We start from the raw sequence: 22,492 nt of genomic DNA on the forward strand, positions 1-22,492 counted from the left end.
CATGAATTGCCGCGCATCAGCGGGCAAACCCTGAGGGCTGCCGCTGCGATGGCGCGAGCCGCGGCGCGCGGCGGCCCGGCGGGGGACTTCAAGCGAAAGCCGTACCAGGCGCGAAGCGCGGCGCCGGGCTTCAATCGCCCTCGGCGGTTTTCGGCTTGTCGTACTTGATGTAGCGGAAGCGCTGATCGTCCGTCGGCGTGCCTTCGAGCGGGCCGCCTTCGGTGCCCGGCTGCCACTGAATGAACGACTCGATCTTGCTGGCGAGCGCAAAGTCCTTGTCCGTGATGCCTTTCGCGGAATGCGTCTTGAGTTTCACGATCACGAATGCATAGGAGACCGTGAGATCGGGGTGATGCCAGGCGGCTTCCGCGAGGTGGCCCACCGCGTTCACGACCATCAAGGTTCCTTTCCAGCCTTCGGTGCGATATTTGCGCCGCAGCCAGCCATCTTCCATATACCAGTGCTGTAGCGGACCGACGAGGCGTTGCTGGATCTCCTCGTCGGAATAGACCTGCTCTGCGTTTGCCATGACCGTTGCTCCACGCGTGTTGGAACCGTCCCTAACCGTATGATGCGCCGCAATTGACGGGCCAGTCATCGGGTCTTTCCGTGAGCGCGGGCGTTTTGTTATGACCTGCTTCGCGACGGACACGGTTCGTACCGGCCGGTGACACAGTATGTCCCACACGCCGCGGCGCAGCCGTCACGGCCGCGACACCGACACGCCGCGCGCCGCGCCGTGCGGCGCGCGCGGACGAGCTTCTGGCGGCGAACGATGCGCACGGTGGTTCGATTCCGGCATGGAATATGCGTTGGCCGTCATGCGCCAGAAAGCCCGGCAACGATCGGGACGCGGCGCTGATCGTTACCCGCATTCGAGGAGGCGCGCCCGATGCGACGAGGTAGCGTGGGTCATTCGTGAGTTGAACAGCAAGACCATTCTGGAGGAGACATGAACTTACGCACCACGGTTCTTGGGCTCGCGATCCTCGCGTCGGCAGCCTTGAGTTCTTTAGTTGCACAGGCCGATTCGCAGCTCGACGGGCTCATGAAGAATCCGTCCAACTGGGCGGCGCAGGCGGGTGATTACGCCAACCGACGCTACAGCCCACTGAAGCAGATCAACGAGAACAACGTCGGGAAACTACAGGTCGCCTGGACCATGTCGACCGGCGTGCTGCGCGGCCACGAAGGCGCGCCGCTCGTGATCGGCGACACCATGTATATCCACTCGCCGTTCCCTAACAAGGTCATCGCCATCAACCTGAAGGATCAAACGTTCATCTGGCAGTACCTGCCGAAGCAGGACGAATCGGTGGTCTCCGTGATGTGTTGCGATACCGTCAACCGTGGGCTCGCTTACGGCGACGGCAAGATCTTCCTGCAGCAAGCCGACACCAAGCTCGTGGCGTTGAACGCGAAAACCGGCGATGTGGTCTGGACCGCGCAAAACGGCAATCCGAAGGCGGGTGAAACCAACACCAATGCGCCGCACGTATTCGGCGACAAGGTGCTGACCGGCATCTCCGGCGGCGAGTTCGGCGTACGCGGGCGTCTCATCGCGTACGACATCAAGACCGGGAAGCCGGCATGGACGGCCTATAGCACGGGTCCGGACAAGGACATGCTGATCGACCCCGACAAGACCACCACGTATGCCGAAGGCAAGATGGTGCCGGTAGGCGCGGACTCGTCGCTGAAGTCCTGGAAGGGGGACCAGTGGAAACTGGGCGGCGGCACCACCTGGGGCTGGTACGCATGGGATCCGAAACTCAACCTTGTCTACTACGGCACCGGCAATCCGGGTACGTGGAATCCGACGCAACGTCCGGGCGACAACAAGTGGTCGATGTCGATCTTCGCGCGCGATCTGAATACCGGTCAAGCCAAATGGGTCTACCAGATGACCCCGCACGACGAGTGGGACTATGACGGCGTCAATGAAATGATCCTGTCGGACCTGTCGATCGACGGCAAAAAGGTTCCGGCTATCGTTCACTTCGACCGTAATGGTTTCGGCTACACGTTGAATCGCGAGACCGGACAACTGCTGGTTGCACAGAAGTTCGATCCGGCGGTGAACTGGGCTGACCGTGTCGACATGAAGAGCGGCAAGCCGATTCGCAACGCGGCTTATTCGACCCAGGCAGCCGGCTCGGATCACAACGTGAAGGGCATCTGTCCGGCGGCGCTCGGCTCGAAGGACCAGCAGCCGGCGGCGTTCGACCCGGGTTCGAGTCTCTTCCTCGTGCCGACCAACCACGTCTGCATGGACTACGAACCGTTCGATGTCGACTACGTGTCGGGCCAGCCGTATGTGGGCGCCACGCTGTCGATGTATCCGGGCCCGAACGACAACAACTCGATGGGTAATTTCATTGCCTGGGATGCTTCGAAGGGCAAGATCGTCTGGTCCAAGCCGGAGCGGTTCTCGGTGTGGTCGGGCGTGCTGGCGACCGCGGGCGGCGTGGCGTTCTACGGCACGCTGGAAGGCTACATCAAGGCAGTCCGCATCAAGGACGGCAAGGAACTGTGGCGCTTCAAGACTCCGTCGGGAATCATCGGCAACGTGTTTACCTACGAGTATCAGGGCAAGCAGTTCATCGGCGTCTACTCCGGGATCGGCGGCTGGGCCGGCATCGGCATGGCGGCTGGCCTCGAGAAGTCGACGGAAGGTCTCGGCGCGGTGGGCGGTTATCGTGAGCTCGCGAAGTACACGGCGTTGGGCGGCACGCTCTTCGTGTTCGCCATTCCCGGCGGCAACAGCTGACTAGCCGGAACAGATTGAAGCGCGCGGCCGGTTGCCCTTGCGGAGGATCGGGGCGGCCGGCAGCGCCTTCAGTCATACCAGTCGTCTATGAGTCATCGGGCCCGCGCCGTTTTGCAGATGCGTCGATGAAACGCATTCGGGCGCGGCCTTACTTTGAAGGAGACATGTGCATATGAAAGGCCGATCAATCTTGTTGCGGGCGGCACTGCCCGCCGTTTTCGTCGTACTGCCCGCTGCGTTCGCCCAGACCAATCCCGCGATTGCCCAGGTGGCGTACAAGGTGGTCGACGGCAGCAAGGTCGACAGCAATACGCTGCAAGGATGGAAGACATGGCGCGCGCTGGCCTGCGAACGCTGTCACGGCGCGCAGCAGCAAGGCATGGTGGGACCGTCGCTGGTCGAGGCGTTCAAGACGCTCGACAAGACGGAGTTTCACCGCACTGTCTTCGGCGGCCGGGTGGACAAGGGCATGCCCGACTTCAGTTCGAGCCAGATGATGCAGAAGAACTGGGAGAACCTGTACGCCTATCTGAAAGGGCGCTCCGACGGCCAGATCAAGCCGGGCGATCTGCAGGCCATCGACGCGAAATAGCGCCCACGTCTCTCACTCAGGAGGTTATCGATGCGTCATGGCAAACGAATGCCCGCGCACGCCGCGCTCGTAACCGCCGCGCTGTGCTACGCGGCGATTGCAAGCGGCGCGGTGCGCGCCGAAGGCGCCGCAATGCCCAATAACGATGGCGCCGATGGCGTGCTGCGGGTCTGCGCGGACCCGAACAACATGCCCTTGTCCAACAGCAAGGGCGAGGGCTACGAAAACCGCATTGCGAGCCAGATGGCGAGCGACTTCGGCTACAAGCTCGAATACACCTATTTTCCGCAGCGCATGGGCTTCGTGCGCCACACGTTGCGCGAAAAGGTGCCGGACACCGAACGCTACAAGTGCGATCTGATCATCGGCGTGCCGAAAGGCTACGACATGACCTCGACGACGCAGCCTTATCTGCGCTCCACGTATGCGATGGTATTTACGAAGCGTCCCGAACTGGCCGGCATCAATACGCCGGACGATCTGCTCAAACTGCCGCCTGATCAATTGCACAAACTGCGCTTCGGCATCTTTTCGCAGACGCCCGCGGTCGACTGGCTGCTCAGTCATGGGCTGATCGATCAGGCGGTCTCGTATCAGGTGCAAAGCGGCGATCCGCAGGAGTATCCCGGCCAGATGATCGAAAAGGATCTGCGGGCGGGCACCGTCGACGTGGTGTTCCTGTGGGGACCGATTGCGGGCTACTTCGCCAAGCGCTCGGGGGATACGGTCAAGCTGGTGCCGTTCCCGGCCACGCCGGGGATCCGCTTCGACTATACGATTTCGATGGGCGTGCGCTACGGCGAGAAAGCGTGGAAGGACAAGGTCGATCAATGGATCGGCGCGAACCACGACAAGATCGACAGCATTCTCACGAGTTACGAAGTGCCGCTTCTGAAGCCCGTCGACACGCCGGCCGGCAAGCCCGCGGACGGGTCGCCATGAGCAGTGCGCGAATGCGATTGCGCCGCGTATGGCGGCATGTGCTTGCGGTGTGCGTCACGTGCGCGGCGTGCGCGACGCACACCGCCGCGTTTGCCGCGGGCACTGACGAGATCTCGGCCGCCGAGCGGCTCATCTTCACGACGGATCATCTGCACGGCGTCCAGCGGCAAACCGAACTCGACTACGCGTTCCTCAGCTCGGACCAACCGGCGCACAGCACGGATGTCGTCAAGGTGCTGGTGCTCAGCGCGGACAATGCCAAGGGCGATGCCCAGGTGTCCGATCACAGCGGAGCCGTGCCATTGCCCAACGCCGGCTTGCAGTGCAATCCCGTGATCATCTATTTCCTCGAACGCGATATCACGGAGATGCAGCACCTGACCGGCGGGCAACGCCGCTATTTTCAGCAGCGTCTGCGGCTCGCGCTCGCCGCGGGGCCCAAGATCGAGACGGTGACGAGCCAGATTGGCGGCAAGTCGGTAAAGGCCCGGCAGATCGTCGTGCAACCGTATCTGGGCGATCCCAATTCGGAACGCTTCGCGCAATACACCGGCAAGCGCTATACGTTCCTGATCGCCGATACGGTGCCGGGCGAGGTCGCGCTGATCCGCACCGACGTGCCCGGTGCGAACAACGATTTCGCGCATCCGGTGCAGACCCAGACGCTGAGCTTCCAGGCCGCGCTGCGCAAACTATCGCCGCCGAACACGCCGAACACGCCGTTGAAGCCTTCCGACGCGCCTCGTGCAAGCCGTTAGCGAGGCCGCGCCAAGGTGAATTTCATCCGTTCGCTGACCTTGCGCCAGTTGCAGATCTTTGTCGTGGCGAGCCGCTACACGAGTTTCGCCCGCGCCGCGGAGGAGTTGCATCTGACCCAGCCGGCGGTGTCGATGCAGATTCATCAACTCGAAGAGGCGGTGGGCCTGCGTCTGTTCGAACGCATCGCGCGCAAACTCACGTTGACCGAAGCGGGCGAAATGCTCAGCCATCATGCGAGCCGGATTCTCGGCGAGATCAAGGATGCCGAAGACGCGATGACATCGCTCAAGCAGGCCGATAGCGGCTCGATCGCGGTGGGCATCGTCAGTTCCGCGACGTACTTCGCGCCGAAGCTGCTGGCCATGTATTCGCACCTGTATCCCAAGGTCGACGTGCACTTTTCGGTGGGCAATCGCGACGGGCTGCTGCGCCTCCTGCAGGACAATGCGATCGACCTGGCCATCATGGGCCGGCCGCCGCCGGAGCTCGACACCACGACGGAGCCGCTTGCGTGGCACCCGCAAGTGGTGATCGCACCGCTCGATCATCCGTTATGCGGCGCGCGGCGCTTCGATCTGCAGGAACTGCGCGGCGACACGTTCCTGTTGCGCGAGCCCGGCTCGGGAACGCGCATGGCCGCGGAGGAAATGTTCAGGCAGCATCTTTTCACGCCCGCGAAGGTCGTCACGCTCGGCAGCAATGAAACGATCAAGCAGGCGGTGATGGCGGGCATGGGCGTGAGCCTGATTTCGCTGCATACGCTGCTGCTGGAGCTGCGTACCAAGGAAATCGCGTTGCTCGACGTGAACGGCACGCCGATCGAACGCACGTGGCAAGTCGTGCATCTGCGGGCCAAGCAACTGTCGCCGACCTGCACGGTGTTCCGGCAGTTTCTGCTCGAACAGGCAGCCCCTTATCTGGAGCGCGAGTACTCGCCATTCACCACCTTGCCCGCAAAATCAGGAGTGTTGACATGAGCCTGGCAGGACATGCGGCGTTCGTGCGCCGCTACGTGCGCCGCTACGTGCGATGCCACGTGCGATACCTCGTGCGCGACGTGCGGGCCGTCGGTCTGATCTGCGTGGCGTTCGCCTGTTCGCAGGCGAACGCTGCGCCGACCTCGATCGCGCTGATGGACTGCGTGTTGATCGACGATAACGCGGCCTATAACGATGCCGGGACCAACCGCCTCCAGCAGGCGCGCATCGAGATGGTCAGCGAGGCGCTGCGTGAGCAGTTAAGCGCGAGCCGGCGCTTTCGTGTCGCGGACAATGCGCCTGCGGCCGGCCTGATCGCTCAACTCGGCGCCTCGCAGGATCTGAACGCATGCGCCGACTGCGCGCGCCAGGTGGGGCGGAAACTCGGCGTCGAACAGATCGGTAGGTGCTGGGTGCAGAAAGTCAGCAACCTGATTCTGAACATCAACCTGCATATCGAAGACGTCGCCGGCGGGGCAACCGTGTTCCAGCGCTCGGTCGATATCCGCGGCAATACCGACCTGTCCTGGCGACGTGGCGCGGCTGCGCTGGCGAGGCTGCTTGCCGACGGCGCGGCAGCGGCTTCGGCGGGGAGCGGCGCCTCCCCGTGAGGGTGCCCTGAATTGCGGGCGGCGGCACACTGTGTACTCGAAATACGTAACAGGTTGACATCGTTGTTCGCGCGAGCACGCCCGCTGGAGCCGGGCGCGTACTGGCACGGAGTATGCGGCGACGTCCGCGCATAGCGATGGGAATGCACATTCGTCTCGCGGGATCACGACGAGCCCGCGCCTGATTGTCTGCTATAGGGGATTGCATCGATGGGTGCTGGCGAACTGCTTCAGGACTGGCGTGTGCACGCACTGCAGATCGAAGACGAAGTCTCGCGAGTCGTGATCGGTCAGTCGCAGATCATCCGTCTTATCACCGTCGCCTTGTTCGCGCGCGGTCACGTGCTCCTCGAAGGAGGTGTCGGGGTCGGCAAGACAACCGTGCTGCGCGCGTTCGCGCGGGTCGTGGGCGGCGAGTTCGAGCGCGTGGAGGGCACCATCGATCTGATGCCGGGCGATCTCGTCTATCACACCTATGTGGACGCCGAGGGCAAACCGCGCATCGATCCGGGGCCGCTGCTTCGCCACGGCGAGCGGCTGACCACCTTCTTCTTCAACGAGATCAATCGCGCCCGTCCCCAGGTTCAGTCGCTCCTGCTGCGCGCGATGGCGGAGCGTTCGGTGTGGGCGTTCGACCGCGAATACCGCTTCCCGCATATGACGGTATTCGCCGACCGCAACAAGGTCGAGAAGGAAGAGACCTTCGAGCTTGCATCGGCCGCGCGCGATCGGTTTCTGTTCGAGTTGGGCATGCCCACGCCGACCGAGCCCGACGTGCGCCGGGCGCTGGTATTCGACGCGACGTTTCATGACGTCGACCTGTTGCTGGCGCGGCTCTCGCCCGGGATCGTGCCGTGGGAACAGTTGAATCAGGTCGGCGCGGTCATTCAGGAGAGCGTGCAATCGAGCGAAACGATCGAGCGCTATGTTCTGGACATCTGGCAGGCCACGGAAACGCCGCAGCGTTTCGGCATTGCGCTCGACGGCGTCGATATGGAGCGCCTGATTCTGGCGGGCGCAAGCCCGCGGGGCATGAGCGCGCTGCTGCGCGCCGCGCGCGTGGTGGCGTGGCTGGCCGGCCGCGCGCATCTGGTCCCGGAGGATATTCATGCCGTGCTGTTGCCGGCGCTCGGGCATCGCGTGTTTTTCACGCCGATCTATGAACTGCGCCGCCAGGAACTCGCCGAAGCGCTCACGGCGCAAATCATGAACAGGCTCGCCGTACCCTGAGCCATGAACGGGACAACGGAATTTCACTACCGTTTGCCGATGCGCGCGGGCGGATTTCGTCCCGGCTCGCATCCGGGGTCGAGCTTCGGCGCCGGTCAGGAATTCGCGATGCACGGGCGCCTCTTCGACTACCCGGATCCGCGCCGCCTGGACCTGCGCGCGAGCGTGCGCGCGGCACGCTCCGAGTGGCTGGTGCGGGTGCATCTGCAGCGCGCCGCGGTGCCGGTGCAGGTGATCGTCGATGTCTCCGGGTCGATGCGCTTCGGGATGCGCCGGACCAAGTTGCAGGTTGCCGCGGACTTTGTCGAAGCGTTGGGATATAGCGCGTTCCGTGTCGGCGATCAGTTGGGCATGCTTGCCTTCGATACCCATGCGTGCGACGATCTTTTCATGCCGGCGCGATATGGCCGCGGCGTCGGCAACCTGCTCGCGACGATGTTGCGCGAGAGCGCGAGCGACGCGGCCGGACCCGGCGGGATGGCCGGACTGAAGCGCGCCGCGACCGCGCTGGCCGGACGCCAGGCGCTGATCTTCCTCGTTTCGGATTTTCATTGGCCGCTTGCGGAATTGCCCGCCGTACTCGACCTGCTGGTCCATGCCTGGGTGGTGCCGATAGTGGTCTGGGACGCCGCTGAGATCGCGCCGCCGAGCGGCGGGCCGCTGCTGGCCGTCAACGACGCGGAGTCCGGCCGGCAGCGCACGCTCTGGCTGCGCGGCAGCGTGCGCGAGCATTGGCGCGAAGCCGTCGCGCGACGGCGTGCGGAACTCGCGCGGAGGTTCGTCGAGCGTGGCATGCAGCCGTTTTATGTCGAGAGCGCTTTTGATCCGGAGGCGATGTCGCGCTACTTCCTGGAGACGATCGCATGAGACTTGACGGGTGCGGCATTGGCGGTTCGCATAGTTGGCTTCGCGGGGCATCGGCCGCCACGAGGCGGGTCTGCTCGCGAGCGTTGGTGCTGGCGTTGGCGTTTGTGCCGATGCTTATCCTGATGCCGGTGAGGGAGGTCACTGCGGCCCCGGGCGATGTCCCTCAGCCCACGGTTGACGAGCCGCGCGCATTCGGCCATCTGCTCGGCGATATCCTCACGCAACGCATTCTGCTGCCCGCCGGCAACGATATGGGTTCGGTGGCGCCGCCTTCGGTCGGGCGCACCGGCGAATGGCTCGAGCGGCGGCCCGCGCGGTTCGAGACCGATGCCGACGGTCGCCGCTGGATGGTCATCGACTACCAGGTCGTCAACGTCGCGCCCACGCTCACCAGGACGGCCTTGCCGGCGTTGACGCTGACCTCGCCGTCGGGCGCGACGCTGCAGGTTGCGGAGTGGCCGCTCAGCATCGCTCCAATGACGCCCGTGGAACCCTTCGATACCGGTGAGCTGCAGCTGATGCGGCCCGACCGGCAGGCGCCTTTGATCCCGAGCGCGCCGTTGCGGCGGCAGGCAAGCGTTGCACTCGGCCTGTTGCTGCTGACCTTGCTCTCGTGGGCCGGCTGGTGGCTGTGGCGCAACTGGCGTGAGTCGGCGCGTTTGCCCTTCGCGCGCGCCTGGCGGCAGATGCGGCGGCTCGACGGGCCGAGCGTCGATACGTCCGCGGATGCCTGGCTCTGTCTGCACCGCGCGTTGAACGAAACGGCGGGCCACGTCGTTCATGCGGGTTCCCTGCCCAGCCTGTTCGCGGGGGCGCCCTACCTGCAGCCGCTGCGCGCGCAACTCGAACAGTTCTATCAGCACTCCACCGTGCGCTTTTTCACGCCTGAACCGGCGGCGACCCCTTACCCACTGCGAGGGCTGTGCCGCGCACTATATCGCGCCGAGCAGCGCCATCAGCGATGAACACGGCGTTCGATTTCGCCTATCCGTGGCTGCTCGTGCTCGTGCCGCTGGCCGCGCTGCCGCTGTGGCCGCGGCGTCGCGACACGCTCGTCTTCTCCTGGGTCGCATGGCTTCCGGACGATCGCCTCGGGCGGTGGATCGGCTTCATCGGGCGGGGCAGCGCGGCGCTGGCGATGGCGGCTATCGTCGTGGGCCTCGCCGGGCCGGGGCGCTCGCAAAGGCAGGTGCTGCGAACGGGCAGCGGGGCGCAGATTCTGATCCTGATGGATCGCAGTGCGAGCATGGACGAAACGATGAATAGCAAAGGCGTGGAGTCGCCGGCCGGCGAGTCGAAGAACAAGGTGGCGCGCGCCTCGTTGACGAACTTCGTGGCGCAACGGCCCAACGACCGGCTCGCGTTCATGATGTTCGGCACGAGTTCGGTGCTGGCGATGCCGTTCACCTACGACGCCCGTGCGATCGAGGCGGCGATTGCGGGCACGGCGGTGGGTCGCGGCATGCCGGACACGCAACTCGACCGCGGCTTGCTGGCGGCGATTGGCGAGTTCAATGGAGGGGCGTCTTCGGGCCGGCGAGCGATCGTTCTCGTTTCAGACGGTGGCGCGAGACTCGACGCGCGGGTACGGCGGCTCATCCAGGACGGACTGACGCGCCACGAGATCGCGCTTTACTTTATCTACTTGCGCAGCGGCACCTACAGCCCCGATCTGAACGCCGCGGTGCCGGCGAACGAGTCTTCGGCCGAAGCCGAACTGCATCGCTTCTTCCTGTCGCTGAAGACACCCTACCGGCTTTTCCAGGCCGGCGATGCGCGAGCGATGAAGGACGCGATGGCGGAGATCAACCGGCAGCAAAACGCGCGGACCTCGTTTGTCGAGCATCTGCCGCGGCAGGATCTCAGTCCATATTGTTTCGCGATGGCGCTGTCCGGTTGTGCGCTGTTGCTGGCCTTGCGGGTGTTTCAGGTGAGGGCCTGGTCGTGAAGCGCGCGTCGATTCACGTCATCTTCGCGGCCGTCGCGCTGTGCTGCGCCAGCGTCGCGGCGTATGACTGGGTTCGCCTGCGGCACGCGGAGCACGTCAATCAGGCGGTGGCCGCGGCCGCGGCTGAAACAGGCAGGACGGCGGGCAAAACGGGCGCGGCGGGGGCTCGGCGCAACGACGGCAACGAGCGCAACGAGGGCGACGACGGCAACGAGGCCCAGGTCCGGCTCGCGCGCGCCATCGCATTGTCGAAAGCGGGTGTCTACGATAGGGCAGGCCTGCTCTTCGAGGACCTGATCCGCGATGAGCATGCTGGCGAGGTGGGGCGCGCGGCGCTGTTCGATCTGGGCAACATGTACCTGCGTGAAGGCGTGGGCGACAGCCGGTCCGGCACGGTTCGCTCGGCGGCCATGATCGAGGAGGCCAAGGCGCGCTATCGGACCTTGCTGCGCGCGGCGCCGGATGATTGGGATGCGCGTTACAACCTGGAGCGCGCGCTGTGGCTTGCGCCTGAAACGCGCTCCGCGGCCGACGCGCCCGAGGTCAAGTCGCAGCACAACGTCAAGGTGAGCGATCCGCAAAGCAAGGATCTGCCATGAACTTCGGCGCGCTGATGCGAGGGTTCTCCGGCAAGCGGCACTGGACGACACCCGTGGCGCTCCTGCTGCTGATCGCGGCGGTCGCCATGCCCCGCGTGATACTGCCGCGCAATACGTTCAGCTACATCGTCACCTTCGACATTACGCAAAGCATGGACGTCGAGGACGTCGCGCTCGATGGCGCGCCGGTGGGCCGGCTGGCGTTCGCGCGGGCGGCGACACGCGACGCGATAGGGCGATTGCCGTGCGGCTCGAAGGTGGGCTGGAGTGTGTTCACCGGTCAGAGAACACTGCTGTTGCTGGCGCCCGTCGAAGTCTGCAGCAACTATGACGCGCTGCTGTCGTCGCTCGACAGGATCGACTGGCGGATGCGCTGGACCAACTGGAGCCGCATTGCCGAGGGCGGTGTCTATTCCGCGGTTCGCGTAGCGCATGACCTCGGCCATGGCGCGGCCGTCGTGTTCGTTACCGATGGCCAGGAGGCGCCGCCAATCCTGCCTTCCGAAGCGCCGGCGCGGGACATCAACCCTGCTCAGGTCAAGGGCTGGCTGATCGGCGTGGGCGGCGATCAAGCCGCGCCGATTCCGCACAGCGATGCCGACGGCCGACGTAGCGGCTACTGGCAGGCCGACGATGTGATCCAGATTCCGACACCGCCGGGCGCCGCATCACAGGCGGAAAGCCACGAGGAGCTGTCCGAATTGCACGGGCACTACCTCGCCGCCGTGGCCGAACAGATCGGCTTCGGATACCGCCGCCTGTCGAGCGCGACATCCTTGAGCGACGCCATGCTCGATGCGCGGTTCGCTCACCGCGAGCCGGTGCCGACCGATTTGCGCTGGTGTCCCGCGCTGCTTGCGTTGCTGCTGCTCGCCTGGCGATTCGCGCCTGACTTCGGTTGGACGAGGCGTCGCGCGAGCGGCGCACGCGCGCACTCTTCATATGTGTGAAGCAGCGTTTCTCACAGCGCTTTTCAAAACCTATTGAGGGTCTGGAAAAACTTCAGCGGATAGCCTACGCTTAAGCGAGCCGGCCTTTTGGGGACGAAGGCATTGCCTCCGCCCGTCTGTGCGCAGCCGACCCATCCTGACAAAGCAATCAACGGTTCAAAATCGTACGCTTTTGTTGTTTGAGAGGGTTGTGCCATCCTGCTTTTCTACGCCGTCGGTGGCGTGGATGAATGCCGCACTCCAGCGCTGAAATTCTTGAACAATAAAAAGCCAAGGAGACACTCATGCCATTCATTCGGATTCCAGACGCTATTGGTCTTTCCCTGCTCGCGGTCGTATTCGGCTTGCCTGCCGCCTACGCCGCGGACGAAGTTCAAAACAGTTCGACCACGACGAGTTCGCCCGTGCCCTCCACGCTGCAGCCCGTGAGCCAGGAGCAGCTCGATTCGGCAGCCACCACGTCGAGCGACTGGCTGCTTTCGAACGGCTCCTACGCGCAGACGCGCTACTACCGCGGCGCACAAATCAACAAGACGAACGTGTCGAAACTCAGGCCGGCTTTCATATTCCAGACAGCCGTCAACGAGTCGATGGAAACGGCGCCGATCGTATCGAATGGTGTGATGTTCATTACCACCTCGTTCAACCATGTGTATGCGGTCGACGCGGTGACGGGCAAGGAATACTGGCATTACAAGCACAAGATGGGCTCGGTCACGACGTTTTGTTGCGGGCCCAACAATCGCGGCGTAGCCATCGCCGGCGAGCGGCTCTATATGGGCACGCTCGACGCGAAACTCATCGCGCTCGACGCAAAAACGGGCAACGTGCTGTGGCAAACGCAGATTGCCGACCCCGATGCGGGCTATTCGGAAACGATGGCGCCCACGGTTGTGGACGGCAAGGTGTTGATCGGCACGAACGGCGGCGAATACGGCATTCGCGGCTTCCTCAAGGCGTTCGATGCGAACTCCGGTCAATTGCTGTGGACGTTCTATACGATTCCGGAAACAGGCCAGGAAGGCGTGTGGGCCACGAAGGACGCGACCGGCCGCGACGAGAAACGCGACATCGATGCGGAGAAAAAACAGCTCGCCGCAAAAGGTGGCGACTTCTACAAGACGCTCGGCGGCGGTGTGTGGATGGCGCCCGCTGTCGATCGGCAAACGCATACGGTGTTCTTCGTGGTCGGCAATCCTTCGCCGGACCTGTACGGCGCAATCAGGCCGGGAGACAACCTGTATACGGATTCGCTCGTCGCGATCGACCTGGACACCGGCAAATACAAATGGCACTTCCAGTATGTGCCGCATGACGTGTGGGACCTGGACGCCGTGAGCCCGCCGATGCTCATCGACGTGCGTGACACCAACGGCAAGATGATTCCGGGTGTGGTGCACGGCGGCAAGACCGGCCACGTGTACGTTCACGATCGCGCCACCGGGCGGCTGATCCGCTATTCGCAGGCGATGATTCCCCAGGAGAACATGTGGACGCTGCCGACCGCCGCCGGCGCGCGGATGCTGCCTGGCGCCAACGGCGGGGTCGAGTGGTCGCCGATGGCATTCGATCCGCGAACGCGCCTCGTGTATGCGGCCAATCTGCATCAGCCGATGACGTATCAGGTCGAGGACGCCGCCTATCCGGGCGGCAGCAAGCTGTGGCTGGGCGGCGCGTTCAAGACGATCCCGGCCGAGCGGCAATGGGGCAAGCTGTCCGCCGTCAACGTCGACACGGGCAAGGTGACGTGGGACTTTAAGACCGACGAACCGCTCATTGGCGGCGTGCTGGCGACGGCAGGCGGACTGGTATTCAATGGCGAAGGCAACGGCCTGTTCCGCGCATTCGATTCGGCCACCGGCAAGAAGCTCTGGGAGTTCCAGTGCGGCGCAGGCGTCAATGCGCCCGCGGTGTCGTACATGGTGCACGGTAAGCAGTACATCGCGGTTGCGGCGGGCGGCAACACGCAACTCGACTTCAAGCGCGGCAACACCGTGCTCGTCTTCGCGCTGCCATGACGACGCCGATGCCGCGGACAACACGGCGGCCGGCGCGCCGCTCGTGGACGGTATGGCTATGCGGCTGGTTCGCCGCCGCATGGCTGCCGTTGCACGCGCATGCCGACGCCGAGGCGGGCAAGGCGAAAGCGCAGGTGTGCGTGGCCTGTCATGGGCCGATGGGCAATTCGACCAATCCGGACTATCCAATTCTGGCGGGGCAGACTGCGCGTTATATCTATCTGCAGTTGAAGGACTTCAAGGAAGGGCGGCGCAGCGACCCGCGCATGTCACCGATGGCGGCCAACCTCTCGCGCGAGGACATGCAGGATCTGGCCGATTACTTCGCCGCTCAAAAGCTGGTGGCCGTTCCATTCAAGTCCGATAACGCGAGCATCGAAGCGGGAGGGAAGAAAGCGGGCGAGGTGTTGTGCACGATGTGCCACCTGGGCGGCTTTTCCGGCCAGAATGAAATTCCGCGCGTCTCGGGTCAACTGTATCCGTACATCGTCAAGCAATTGCAGGACTTCCGCTCGCACACGCGGACCAACGATGCCGGCAATATGGCGAGCGTGACGCGCAATCTGACCGACGACGACATCCGCAATCTGGCCGCCTACATCAACAATCTGCAATAGCAGGGAGGAGCTGCGATGAAAGAGACGCTGACCCGCGCCATGGCGACGGTCGTTCTAGTTGCGGGCGCATTCGTTGCATGTGTGCCCGTGCATGCGCAAGGCGACGGGGAAACGAACAGGCAACTGCTCGCCGCCGCGAAAGACGCAGACCCGCCGTCGGTTCTTTCGGCGCTTCAGCGCGGGGCGGCAGTGGACGCCCTGAACCGCATCGGCGACACCGCGCTGATTACCGCCTGCAAGAAAGGCGATGTGGCAACCGCGCGCATGCTGATCGAACATGGCGCGAACGTCCGGCATGCGAATGCGCCGGGCGTCACGCCATTGATGGCCGCCGCGTACGGCGGCTTTGACGAAATCGTCGCGCTCCTGCTGGCGCACGATGCGGATCCTCTCGCCACGGATCGCATCGGCAAGACGGCCATGGAGTACGCGGCCGGTCAGGGACAAACGAAGGTCGTGAATCAGCTGCTCGATGCCGGCGTCGACGTGAACCGCTCCTACAAGAACGATCTGACCGCGCTGATGTGGGCCGCGGGTTACGATCGTGCGGATACCGTCCGGCTGCTGATCGCACGCGGTGCGAATCGGGCGCTGAAGGAAAATCGGGGAATGACGGCAAGAGATATCGCCGTGCAAACAAAATCCGATCAGGTGGCTCGTCTGTTATCCGCGGGATAAAAGCTGTTAAGCGATGCGGGTTGCCGATCCGCATAGGGCTCGCGCAATTCGACGAGCACGCCGCTGTCGGCACGGCTGCGCGTCGCCGACGTTAGCCTGCTGCCCATATACGAACACCTCCTTGCACGCTTGAGCGCATACGCTGCGCGAGCATCACAACTTCTGCGCCTATCTTCCCCCTGACATCGAACTCTCCGGTTCTGTGGATTCGCCCACAGGCCCCCGGCTCAGTCGTGGCAACCCGGAAAACGCGGTCCCCACGAATTCAACCCGGCATTCCAGCCTTTCCATACCCGGCCCATCGCTCCAAGCCCGAGCTTTACCCGATTCAAGTTTGCACGCGCTGCGCCGATAAGAAGCAGGATGAATGCACCATTGCCGCGCTCCATGAGTAAGTATTACCCCTATGTCAGATCTGCGTCACTTCGCGCGCAGTGCTATGTGCACGTTGCGCTTCACGTTGCTTGCCGCAGCGTCCACGGTTGTACCGGCACACACCGCTCGGGCGGTCGCGCAGCCGGACCCTTCTTCGAGTGAGCAGGCGCCGGGCGATCTCACCGCACTACCGCTGGAGACGTTGATGCAAGTAACGGTGAGTAGCGCCAGCCGCCTTGCTCAGCCGATATCCGACGCACCGGCCGCGGTCTACATTCTGACTGCCGTGGATATTCGCGACTTCGGGTGGAGGACGCTCGCGGATGCGCTCGCGTCGCTTCCCGGGCTGTACACCACCTACGACCGGACCTATTCCTATCTCGGCGCTCGCGGCTTTCAGCGCCCGGGCGACTACAACAGCCGGTTTCTGCTGCTCATCGACGGCGTCAGAACCAACGACTCGGTATTCGATCAGGCGGCCATCGGCACGGATTTTCCCGTGGACATGGACCTTGTCGAGCGGATCGAGTATGTGCCGGGGCCGGGATCGGCTGTGTACGGTTCGAATGCGCTGTTTGGCGTCGTGAACGTGATTACGAAGACCGGAGAGAGTCTGCGCGGCGCCCAGGTCGCGCTTGCGGCGGGGAGTTTCGGCGAGAAGCAGGCCCGCGCTACGTACGGTTGGCATGGCACGCATGGCGCGGACGTTCTGCTGTCCGCCAGTTCTTTTGTCAGCAACGGGCAGAGCCTGTTCTATCCAGAGTTCGATACGCCCGATCAGAACAACGGCGTAGCGCAAGGGCTCGATTACGACCGCAGTCAGAAGTTGCTCGCGAAATTCGCGTACGGCGACTTCGGCCTCAGCATGGGCTATGGGAACCGGACGAAGGGCGTTCCCGGCGCGCCGTATGGCGCGATATTCAATGCGCCGTTCAGCACGACCGATACGCATAGTTTTATCGACGGCACTTTTCAGCACACCATCGCGCAAGGCATACAACTGGCCTCGAGCGCCTACTGGGGGCGCTACGACTACCGCAGTCCGAGTCTGTATGCGCCCGGGCCGGTGGAGAACGTGGATGGCGATCACGCGCTTTGGTACGGCGTCGATGTTCACACCACGTTCACGTCCCTTCCGAGAAACAAAGTCGTGCTGGGTTTCGACTACACGCGCGATGCACGCCGTGACCAGTACAACTTCAACGTCGATCCCTACGCGAGTTTGCTCGACGACCGGCGCTCGGGTAACCGCACGGGCGTTTACGGCGAAGACGAGCTGCAATTGTCCGCGAACTTTTCGCTCAATGTCGGACTGCGTTACGACGTGGAGACAGCGGCGGGCGGCAATGTGAGTCCACGCGTGGCGCTTGCCTACAAGCCGACCAGCCACGACACGGTGAAGCTGGTGTATGGTCGCGCCTATCGCGCGCCGAACGCCTACGAGCTCTATTACGCAGTACCGGGTGCGGGCGGGCAGTCCGCCAATCCTTCATTGAAGGCCGAACACGTTACGACCGTCGAATTGATCTACCAGCGACAGTTCGGCGCGACGGGCCGCGCGACACTTTCTCTCTTCCATTACGACATCCGCGACCTGATCTCGGAGACGACCACGCCTGCCGGGGTGTACGTTTTTGAGAACCTCGATCGGGCGAAGGCGAATGGCGCCGAGCTGAGCTATGAACAGCGTTTCGGCGAAACCAGAATCCGGGCCAGCTATTCGTGGCAAATCGCCCGTGACGGCGCGACGGGAGACATACTGCAAAACTCGCCACGCCACCTCGCGAAACTCAACCTGGTGCTGCCGCTCTTCGGCAATGCCGCGCGACTGGGCACCGAGCTGCGTTGCGTATCGAGCCGGCTCGCCGAAGGTGGCCACGCCGCGGGATACTGCCTCGGCAATCTGTCCGTCGGCTCGACGCGCCTGATCCAGCATGCCGATGTGTCTTTCTCGGTCTACAACGTAGCCAACACACAGTATGCGGATCCGGCGGGACCCGGCTACACGCAGGAGGTCATCGCGCAGCAAGGCCGTACCTTCTTCCTCAAAATGGTGTACGGATTCTAGTATGCGGTTCAATCGCACACTCCGCGCATCCGCCATGCTGGGCTCCGTATGCCTCGCGATCATTGCCGGGCCGTCGAACGCGCAAGTTGACGAAGCGATGCTGAGTGCCGCCTACATTTACAACTTCATCCAGTTCACCACCTGGCCGCCAGGGGGGCTCTCCGATTCGAAGCTGGTTGTCTGCGCCAACGGTGATAGCGCTCCGGGCGCTGCGCTCGCCGGTCTCAATGGAAAGACCGTAAGCGGACGCACCTGGACTTCCGCCTCGCTGAGCCGCGGCGACGATCCGTCAGGATGCAACGTAATTTTTCTCGAAGAGGGCAAGCCGGTGTCCAGGCAGACAAGAGAAATGCTCGGTTCGGACCGGTCCGTGCTCGTCATTACCACTTCAGCGCTGGATGCACAGGGCACCGTGATCCGGCTGTACACCGAAGGAAACCATTTGCGTTTCGATATCAACAACCGCGAGGCAGCGCGGCGACACCTTTCGCTCAGCTCGAAGCTGCTTCAACTGGCAAGGACGGTCCTATGAGCGTGATCGAACGCAACAAGCCGAGTTTGACCCGTGCTTTAGGACGGGTCAACGTCATTGGAGTGGCCGTCGCGCTGGTGATTTCGAGTGTCGTCCTGCTTGTCTATGAAGCGGTGTCGCTGCGGGCTGCGCTCGCGGACAACGCCGGGCTCGAGGCTGCAATGGTCGCGGAGAACATGTCAGCGCCACTGCTCTTCAATGACGCCGAGGTGGCGAGCGAGGTGTTGACGCATCTCGGCAGTTTGCCCTACGTCGAAAGTGTCGCGGTGTTCGACGCCAAGGGCCGCCGCTTTGCGCGCTACGCTCAGCCAGGCCTATCGGAGAAGGAACAGAACGAAGGCACGGAGGCAGCCGCGCAAGAACACGTGCGCCTTTCTTTCAAGGACGTGATTGTCGCGGTGCCCGTGGTCCAGGGTGGCGCGCGGGTCGGCACAGTGGTCCTGGTTGCGACGACGGGGGGAATGAAGTCGGAGTTCACGCGCTATGCCTGCTTTCTGTTTCTAGCGTCGGCGTGTGCCTTGTGGATCGCGTCGCTCGTCATGTCGCGTACGAAAGCGCGCGTCATCGAGGCGGAGCGGCGACTCGAGTATTACGCGCTGACCGACCCGCTGACCGATCTGCCGAATCGTCGGGCCTTCTACGACGAACTCGCCCACTGCCTGCGTCCGTCTGCTGGCGTTTTACCGCAGGTGACGCTCGTCCTGATCGATCTCGACGATTTCAAAACGGTCAACGATACGCTCGGGCACGGGGCCGGGGACGAACTGCTGCGCGCGGTCGCGCACACCCTGCGAGGTACGGTTCGGCAACGAGACATCGTCAGCCGCATCGGCGGCGACGAATTCGCGGTGCTGGCCACCTCGGACACCGACCGGAGTCAGAGCCGGGGGACCGCGGAGAAAATTGTCCGCAGCCTTGGGCGATCGTTCGAACTCGAGGGAACGATGGTGCCCGTCACCGTCAGCGTGGGCTTTTCCAGGTTTCCGGACGATGCCGGCGATATCGCGTCGCTCGTGAGCAGCGCGGACATCGCCCTGTATGCGGCCAAGAGTGGCGGAAAAAATCTTGCGTTCGAGTTCCGGCCGAAAATGACGGCAGAGGCGCAGCGGCGCGCGTTGCTGGAGCGCGACCTGCGCGAAGCGATCGAGCGCGATCGACTGGACATCGCCTATCAACCTCAATTCGACTGCCGGACCGGGCAGTTAGTCGGCGTGGAAGCGCTGGCGCGGTGGAATCATCCTGTGCAGGGGGATGTTTCTCCCGCCGAATTCGTGCCGATCGCGGAAAGTAGCGAACTGATTCTTTCACTCGGGCAATGGATCCTGAACCGCGCATGCCGCGATGCCGTGCGTTGGAACCGCGATGCATCGGCACCTGTCAGCGTCTCTGTGAATGTCTCGGCGCGCCAGCTCCGGCATCACAGTTTCGGGGCCGATGTGCTTGCGACACTCGAGGAGAGCGGCTTGCGGCCGGAGTTGCTCGAACTCGAGTTGACCGAGAGTCTGTTGATGGCGAATCTGACGGCGGCGGTGGAGGTCATGCGAACGCTGCGCGCGCGAGGTGTGCGCCTGTCGATCGACGACTTTGGCACGGGCTATTCCTCTCTATCGTACTTGCAGTCGTTTCCGCTCAATCAACTGAAAATCGATCGCAGCTTTGTCAAGGCGCTGCCGCACTCGGGGCAGCCCATCGTGACCGCCATCATTTCGATGGCGCATAGCTTCGGCCTCACTGTCGTTGCCGAGGGGGTCGAATACCCGGCGCAGCTGGCCTGGCTCTGCGATAGCGGGTGCGACTACATTCAGGGTTATCTGACGGGGCGGCCAATGACGTTTGCCGCATTAATGGACGCCTTGAACGAAGAGCGCGAGCATGTCCTCGCCTCCGAGCGCACTGAACCGGCTGGACCCGTGTCATAGAAACCTGTAAGTTCCCGTTGTGACTTTCCGGCGTGATCCGGAAGCACCGCCAGTTTGCCTGATGGACAAGGATGGGATTCGCCGGTTCGCCAAAACGATTCGGTACACGTTGCCGTTGACCGCGGCAACGTGCCGAATCGCGGTGCGGGCGATCTTGAACAGTGGCCACGAACTACGTGGCTGATACGCGGCGCTAGCGTCGCGAAATGGGGGGTGACATGAAAAGTTTCTTCGTTGGCGCAGCCTTTGTGAGTATCGGCATCGCCGCCTCGGGATTGGCGCATGCGACGGATGTTGGCATAGGGATCAACATCGGCGCGCCACCTGTCGTTGTCGCACCGGCCCCGGTAGTCGTCGTGTCGCCTGGATGGCACGGGGACCGCTACTGGGACGGCCATCGCTATTGGGATCGCGACGAATGGGAGGAACACCATCATCACCATGGACATAAGGACGGCCACTGTCCGCCTGGACACGCAAAGAAGGGCGAATGCTGAGCGGCTCAACGCCGCCGCGCGTCGATGCACCGCCAGAAGCGCAGGCGGGTATGAAGAACGCGTAGATTCGCGCGCTTATTGTCTTCCATTGTCGGCGGCAGGCACCGCACGTTTTCGCACGGGCCTGCCGCCGTACTTTTTTGTTCGCCGTGAATTTGCGCGCGGGTCCACGCCTTCGGAAAGGTGTGCCAGTGGAGGCGCGGCTAGCAGCAGGACCCAACAGAACCGGCCTTCCCGGACTCGCTTTCCGTACTTAAAACGCAGGCGTACGGTTCGTTCTAGATACAGAGAAGACTTTCCTGGCCGTTTTCTGAAACAGAGGCGGCTGGATTTTAGTGGAAGGCGCCTTGTCACGCCGCGTTTCTGACGTGCCATGGAAGCGATGCGCAATTGTCTGTTTGCTTGAGCCCCTCAACTACTTCAGGAGAGTCGAGATGCCCTATCATGCGAACCGTCCGCGGCCGTTGACCCGTCAGGAGCTGGAAGTCCTCAGTCCTCTCAAGGCAACCAAAGAAAACCTTCGTGTGACCGCGAAATCCATCTGGTCCACTACCTACGTCACGGTTCCCGCCGGCGTGGAGCTGGCGCCGAAAGTGAAAAGCGAGCGAGTCGATGTGCGTGCCGATGGCCAGAGCCTATGGAAGATCGGCGTCGAGATGAGCGCCGGATCGTCTCCCGGACTGCCCATGGGCTGCACGGTCCAGCGGCATGAGTGGACCGATACGATGGGACAGATTTCCGGCCACCCGTCCTTCAGGCCGGAATGGATGGACGTTCGCTTCATTCCAAAGACCGGGATTCGCCGGCCGCAGCCGCAGATGCGAGACGGAAAAGGGCGCAAGGTCAAACCGCTCACGGTATTTCCTGGCGACGCGCGCCAGGTTCTATTCGATACGAGCTGGCCGTGGCTACTGACGGGCAAGATTGTCACGAGCGACGGCACATCCGGTTCCGGTGTGCTGATCGGTGACCGCCTCGTTCTGACCGCTCGCCACGTCATGCCCTGGAACAGCATCGGAACCGGCAACTGGTGGATGAAATTCACGCCGTACTATTTTGACGGTACCGAGCCGTTCGGGTCATCTTACGTCAGCGACGCCCGCCACTATGGAACCGACGACACGGATTTCAACCTGTCGCATGACTACGCGGTTTTGCGGTTGTACGAGCCTTTGGGCAACCGGTTAGGCTATATCGGCACGACAAGTTTCGACGACGGATGGCGCGGGCTGAACGTATGGGAGAACGTGGGCTACCCATTCGATGTCGCGGGCGGGGAGCGACCTGCGGTGCAAAGCTGGCAATCGTTCGAAGACGACTACGAAGACGACGACGGACAGACGTTGGAAACGGAGGCGAGCCTGAATCACGGTAACTCCGGTGGCCCGTTCTTCGCATGGTTCGACAATGGAAGCCAGGTTCGCGCGTGCGGAGTCGTATCGAGCGAAGTGAGTTTTAATGGCGACGCGGACAATTCGGTGAGCGGGGGAGACAACCTGGTCAACCTGGTCGACTGGGCGCGAGCGAATTGGCCGTTGTAATG

At 63.2% G+C, this 22,492-nt stretch carries 21 protein-coding genes; 20 read left to right on the forward strand and 1 reads right to left on the reverse strand.

Annotation, left to right across the window (positions count from 1 at the left end):
• Positions 1-130 precede the first annotated feature (130 nt).
• Entirely contained in the window at positions 131-529 is a 399-nt protein-coding gene (locus CJU94_RS31215) for a 4a-hydroxytetrahydrobiopterin dehydratase (RefSeq protein WP_095422391.1), read from the reverse strand.
• Positions 530-952: 423 nt separating this feature from the next.
• On the opposite strand from CJU94_RS31215, the gene CJU94_RS31220 reads away from it, so the two are divergent.
• From CJU94_RS31220 to CJU94_RS31315, 20 genes are all read left to right on the forward strand, one after another.
• Positions 953-2,770: a methanol/ethanol family PQQ-dependent dehydrogenase gene (locus tag CJU94_RS31220; protein ID WP_095422392.1), complete on the forward strand. Its 1,818-nt coding sequence runs from the start codon at positions 953-955 to the stop codon at positions 2,768-2,770.
• A gap of 172 nt (positions 2,771-2,942) precedes the next feature.
• Entirely contained in the window at positions 2,943-3,362 is a 420-nt protein-coding gene (locus CJU94_RS31225; protein ID WP_095422393.1) for a c-type cytochrome, read from the forward strand.
• A gap of 30 nt (positions 3,363-3,392) precedes the next feature.
• Entirely contained in the window at positions 3,393-4,304 is a 912-nt protein-coding gene (locus CJU94_RS31230) for a substrate-binding domain-containing protein (protein ID WP_095422394.1), read from the forward strand.
• Entirely contained in the window at positions 4,301-5,062 is a 762-nt protein-coding gene (locus CJU94_RS31235; protein ID WP_244221028.1) for a hypothetical protein, read from the forward strand. The genes CJU94_RS31230 and CJU94_RS31235 overlap by 4 nt, the downstream gene beginning before the upstream one ends.
• A 15-nt stretch (positions 5,063-5,077) precedes the next feature.
• A complete protein-coding gene (locus tag CJU94_RS31240) occupies positions 5,078-6,040 on the forward strand; it encodes a LysR family transcriptional regulator (RefSeq protein ID WP_095422396.1) in 963 nt (320 codons plus the stop codon).
• Entirely contained in the window at positions 6,037-6,651 is a 615-nt protein-coding gene (locus tag CJU94_RS31245; RefSeq protein ID WP_095422397.1) for a DUF3280 domain-containing protein, read from the forward strand. The genes CJU94_RS31240 and CJU94_RS31245 overlap by 4 nt, the downstream gene beginning before the upstream one ends.
• A 210-nt stretch (positions 6,652-6,861) precedes the next feature.
• Complete coding sequence (locus CJU94_RS31250; RefSeq protein WP_095422398.1) at positions 6,862-7,881, forward strand: AAA family ATPase; 1,020 nt, start codon at positions 6,862-6,864, stop codon at positions 7,879-7,881.
• A gap of 3 nt (positions 7,882-7,884) precedes the next feature.
• Complete coding sequence (locus CJU94_RS31255) at positions 7,885-8,748, forward strand: DUF58 domain-containing protein (protein ID WP_095422399.1); 864 nt, start codon at positions 7,885-7,887, stop codon at positions 8,746-8,748.
• A 110-nt stretch (positions 8,749-8,858) separates the two neighbouring features.
• Entirely contained in the window at positions 8,859-9,713 is an 855-nt protein-coding gene (locus tag CJU94_RS31260; RefSeq protein WP_425272215.1) for a calcium incorporation protein MxaA, read from the forward strand.
• Complete coding sequence (locus CJU94_RS31265) at positions 9,710-10,696, forward strand: vWA domain-containing protein (RefSeq protein ID WP_095422401.1); 987 nt, start codon at positions 9,710-9,712, stop codon at positions 10,694-10,696. The genes CJU94_RS31260 and CJU94_RS31265 overlap by 4 nt, the downstream gene beginning before the upstream one ends.
• Positions 10,693-11,295 carry a tetratricopeptide repeat protein gene (locus CJU94_RS31270; protein ID WP_095422402.1) on the forward strand — a complete coding sequence of 201 codons (603 nt, stop codon included), beginning with the start codon at positions 10,693-10,695 and terminating at the stop codon, positions 11,293-11,295. Before CJU94_RS31265 ends, CJU94_RS31270 begins: the two co-directional genes overlap by 4 nt.
• Positions 11,292-12,245: a vWA domain-containing protein gene (locus tag CJU94_RS31275; protein WP_095422403.1), complete on the forward strand. Its 954-nt coding sequence runs from the start codon at positions 11,292-11,294 to the stop codon at positions 12,243-12,245. The genes CJU94_RS31270 and CJU94_RS31275 overlap by 4 nt, the downstream gene beginning before the upstream one ends.
• A 284-nt stretch (positions 12,246-12,529) precedes the next feature.
• A complete protein-coding gene (locus CJU94_RS31280; RefSeq protein WP_095422404.1) occupies positions 12,530-14,263 on the forward strand; it encodes a pyrroloquinoline quinone-dependent dehydrogenase in 1,734 nt (577 codons plus the stop codon).
• Positions 14,260-14,880: a c-type cytochrome gene (locus CJU94_RS31285; RefSeq protein ID WP_095422405.1), complete on the forward strand. Its 621-nt coding sequence runs from the start codon at positions 14,260-14,262 to the stop codon at positions 14,878-14,880. Before CJU94_RS31280 ends, CJU94_RS31285 begins: the two co-directional genes overlap by 4 nt.
• Positions 14,881-14,895: 15 nt before the next feature.
• Positions 14,896-15,558 (forward strand): ankyrin repeat domain-containing protein, encoded by a 663-nt coding sequence (locus CJU94_RS31290; protein ID WP_095422406.1) that lies wholly within the window; start codon positions 14,896-14,898, stop codon positions 15,556-15,558.
• A 406-nt stretch (positions 15,559-15,964) separates the two neighbouring features.
• Entirely contained in the window at positions 15,965-18,001 is a 2,037-nt protein-coding gene (locus CJU94_RS31295; protein ID WP_095422407.1) for a TonB-dependent receptor plug domain-containing protein, read from the forward strand.
• Positions 18,002-18,098: 97 nt separating this feature from the next.
• On the forward strand, positions 18,099-18,533 hold the full coding sequence (locus CJU94_RS42615) for a YfiR family protein (protein WP_425272236.1): 435 nt from the start codon (positions 18,099-18,101) through the stop codon (positions 18,531-18,533).
• Positions 18,530-20,452 (forward strand): putative bifunctional diguanylate cyclase/phosphodiesterase, encoded by a 1,923-nt coding sequence (locus tag CJU94_RS31305; protein WP_095422409.1) that lies wholly within the window; start codon positions 18,530-18,532, stop codon positions 20,450-20,452. Before CJU94_RS42615 ends, CJU94_RS31305 begins: the two co-directional genes overlap by 4 nt.
• A 218-nt stretch (positions 20,453-20,670) precedes the next feature.
• On the forward strand, positions 20,671-20,949 hold the full coding sequence (locus tag CJU94_RS31310) for a hypothetical protein (RefSeq protein ID WP_095422876.1): 279 nt from the start codon (positions 20,671-20,673) through the stop codon (positions 20,947-20,949).
• Between the two features lie 434 nt (positions 20,950-21,383).
• Positions 21,384-22,490, forward strand: a complete 1,107-nt coding sequence (locus CJU94_RS31315; protein ID WP_095422410.1) for a trypsin-like serine peptidase — start codon at positions 21,384-21,386, stop codon at positions 22,488-22,490.
• Positions 22,491-22,492 lie beyond the last annotated feature (2 nt).

It is taken from the genome of Paraburkholderia aromaticivorans (assembly GCF_002278075.1).
Taxonomy (GTDB): Bacteria; Pseudomonadota; Gammaproteobacteria; order Burkholderiales; family Burkholderiaceae; genus Paraburkholderia; species Paraburkholderia aromaticivorans.

Excerpts from the sequence above, each read along its gene's own strand:
- CJU94_RS31215 (WP_095422391.1), bottom strand. The coding sequence starts at position 529 with ATGGCAAACGCAGAGCAGGTCTATTCCGACGAGGAGATCCAGCAACGC.
- CJU94_RS31220 (WP_095422392.1), top strand. The coding sequence starts at position 953 with ATGAACTTACGCACCACGGTTCTTGGGCTCGCGATCCTCGCGTCGGCA.
- CJU94_RS31225 (WP_095422393.1), top strand. The coding sequence starts at position 2,943 with ATGAAAGGCCGATCAATCTTGTTGCGGGCGGCACTGCCCGCCGTTTTC.
- CJU94_RS31230 (WP_095422394.1), top strand. The coding sequence starts at position 3,393 with ATGCGTCATGGCAAACGAATGCCCGCGCACGCCGCGCTCGTAACCGCC.
- CJU94_RS31235 (WP_244221028.1), top strand. The coding sequence starts at position 4,301 with ATGAGCAGTGCGCGAATGCGATTGCGCCGCGTATGGCGGCATGTGCTT.
- CJU94_RS31245 (WP_095422397.1), top strand. The coding sequence starts at position 6,037 with ATGAGCCTGGCAGGACATGCGGCGTTCGTGCGCCGCTACGTGCGCCGC.
- CJU94_RS31250 (WP_095422398.1), top strand. The coding sequence starts at position 6,862 with ATGGGTGCTGGCGAACTGCTTCAGGACTGGCGTGTGCACGCACTGCAG.
- CJU94_RS31255 (WP_095422399.1), top strand. The coding sequence starts at position 7,885 with ATGAACGGGACAACGGAATTTCACTACCGTTTGCCGATGCGCGCGGGC.
- CJU94_RS31260 (WP_425272215.1), top strand. The coding sequence starts at position 8,859 with ATGCTTATCCTGATGCCGGTGAGGGAGGTCACTGCGGCCCCGGGCGAT.
- CJU94_RS31265 (WP_095422401.1), top strand. The coding sequence starts at position 9,710 with ATGAACACGGCGTTCGATTTCGCCTATCCGTGGCTGCTCGTGCTCGTG.
- CJU94_RS31275 (WP_095422403.1), top strand. The coding sequence starts at position 11,292 with ATGAACTTCGGCGCGCTGATGCGAGGGTTCTCCGGCAAGCGGCACTGG.
- CJU94_RS31280 (WP_095422404.1), top strand. The coding sequence starts at position 12,530 with ATGCCATTCATTCGGATTCCAGACGCTATTGGTCTTTCCCTGCTCGCG.
- CJU94_RS31285 (WP_095422405.1), top strand. The coding sequence starts at position 14,260 with ATGACGACGCCGATGCCGCGGACAACACGGCGGCCGGCGCGCCGCTCG.
- CJU94_RS31290 (WP_095422406.1), top strand. The coding sequence starts at position 14,896 with ATGAAAGAGACGCTGACCCGCGCCATGGCGACGGTCGTTCTAGTTGCG.
- CJU94_RS31295 (WP_095422407.1), top strand. The coding sequence starts at position 15,965 with ATGTCAGATCTGCGTCACTTCGCGCGCAGTGCTATGTGCACGTTGCGC.
- CJU94_RS42615 (WP_425272236.1), top strand. The coding sequence starts at position 18,099 with ATGCTGAGTGCCGCCTACATTTACAACTTCATCCAGTTCACCACCTGG.
- CJU94_RS31305 (WP_095422409.1), top strand. The coding sequence starts at position 18,530 with ATGAGCGTGATCGAACGCAACAAGCCGAGTTTGACCCGTGCTTTAGGA.
- CJU94_RS31310 (WP_095422876.1), top strand. The coding sequence starts at position 20,671 with ATGAAAAGTTTCTTCGTTGGCGCAGCCTTTGTGAGTATCGGCATCGCC.
- CJU94_RS31315 (WP_095422410.1), top strand. The coding sequence starts at position 21,384 with ATGCCCTATCATGCGAACCGTCCGCGGCCGTTGACCCGTCAGGAGCTG.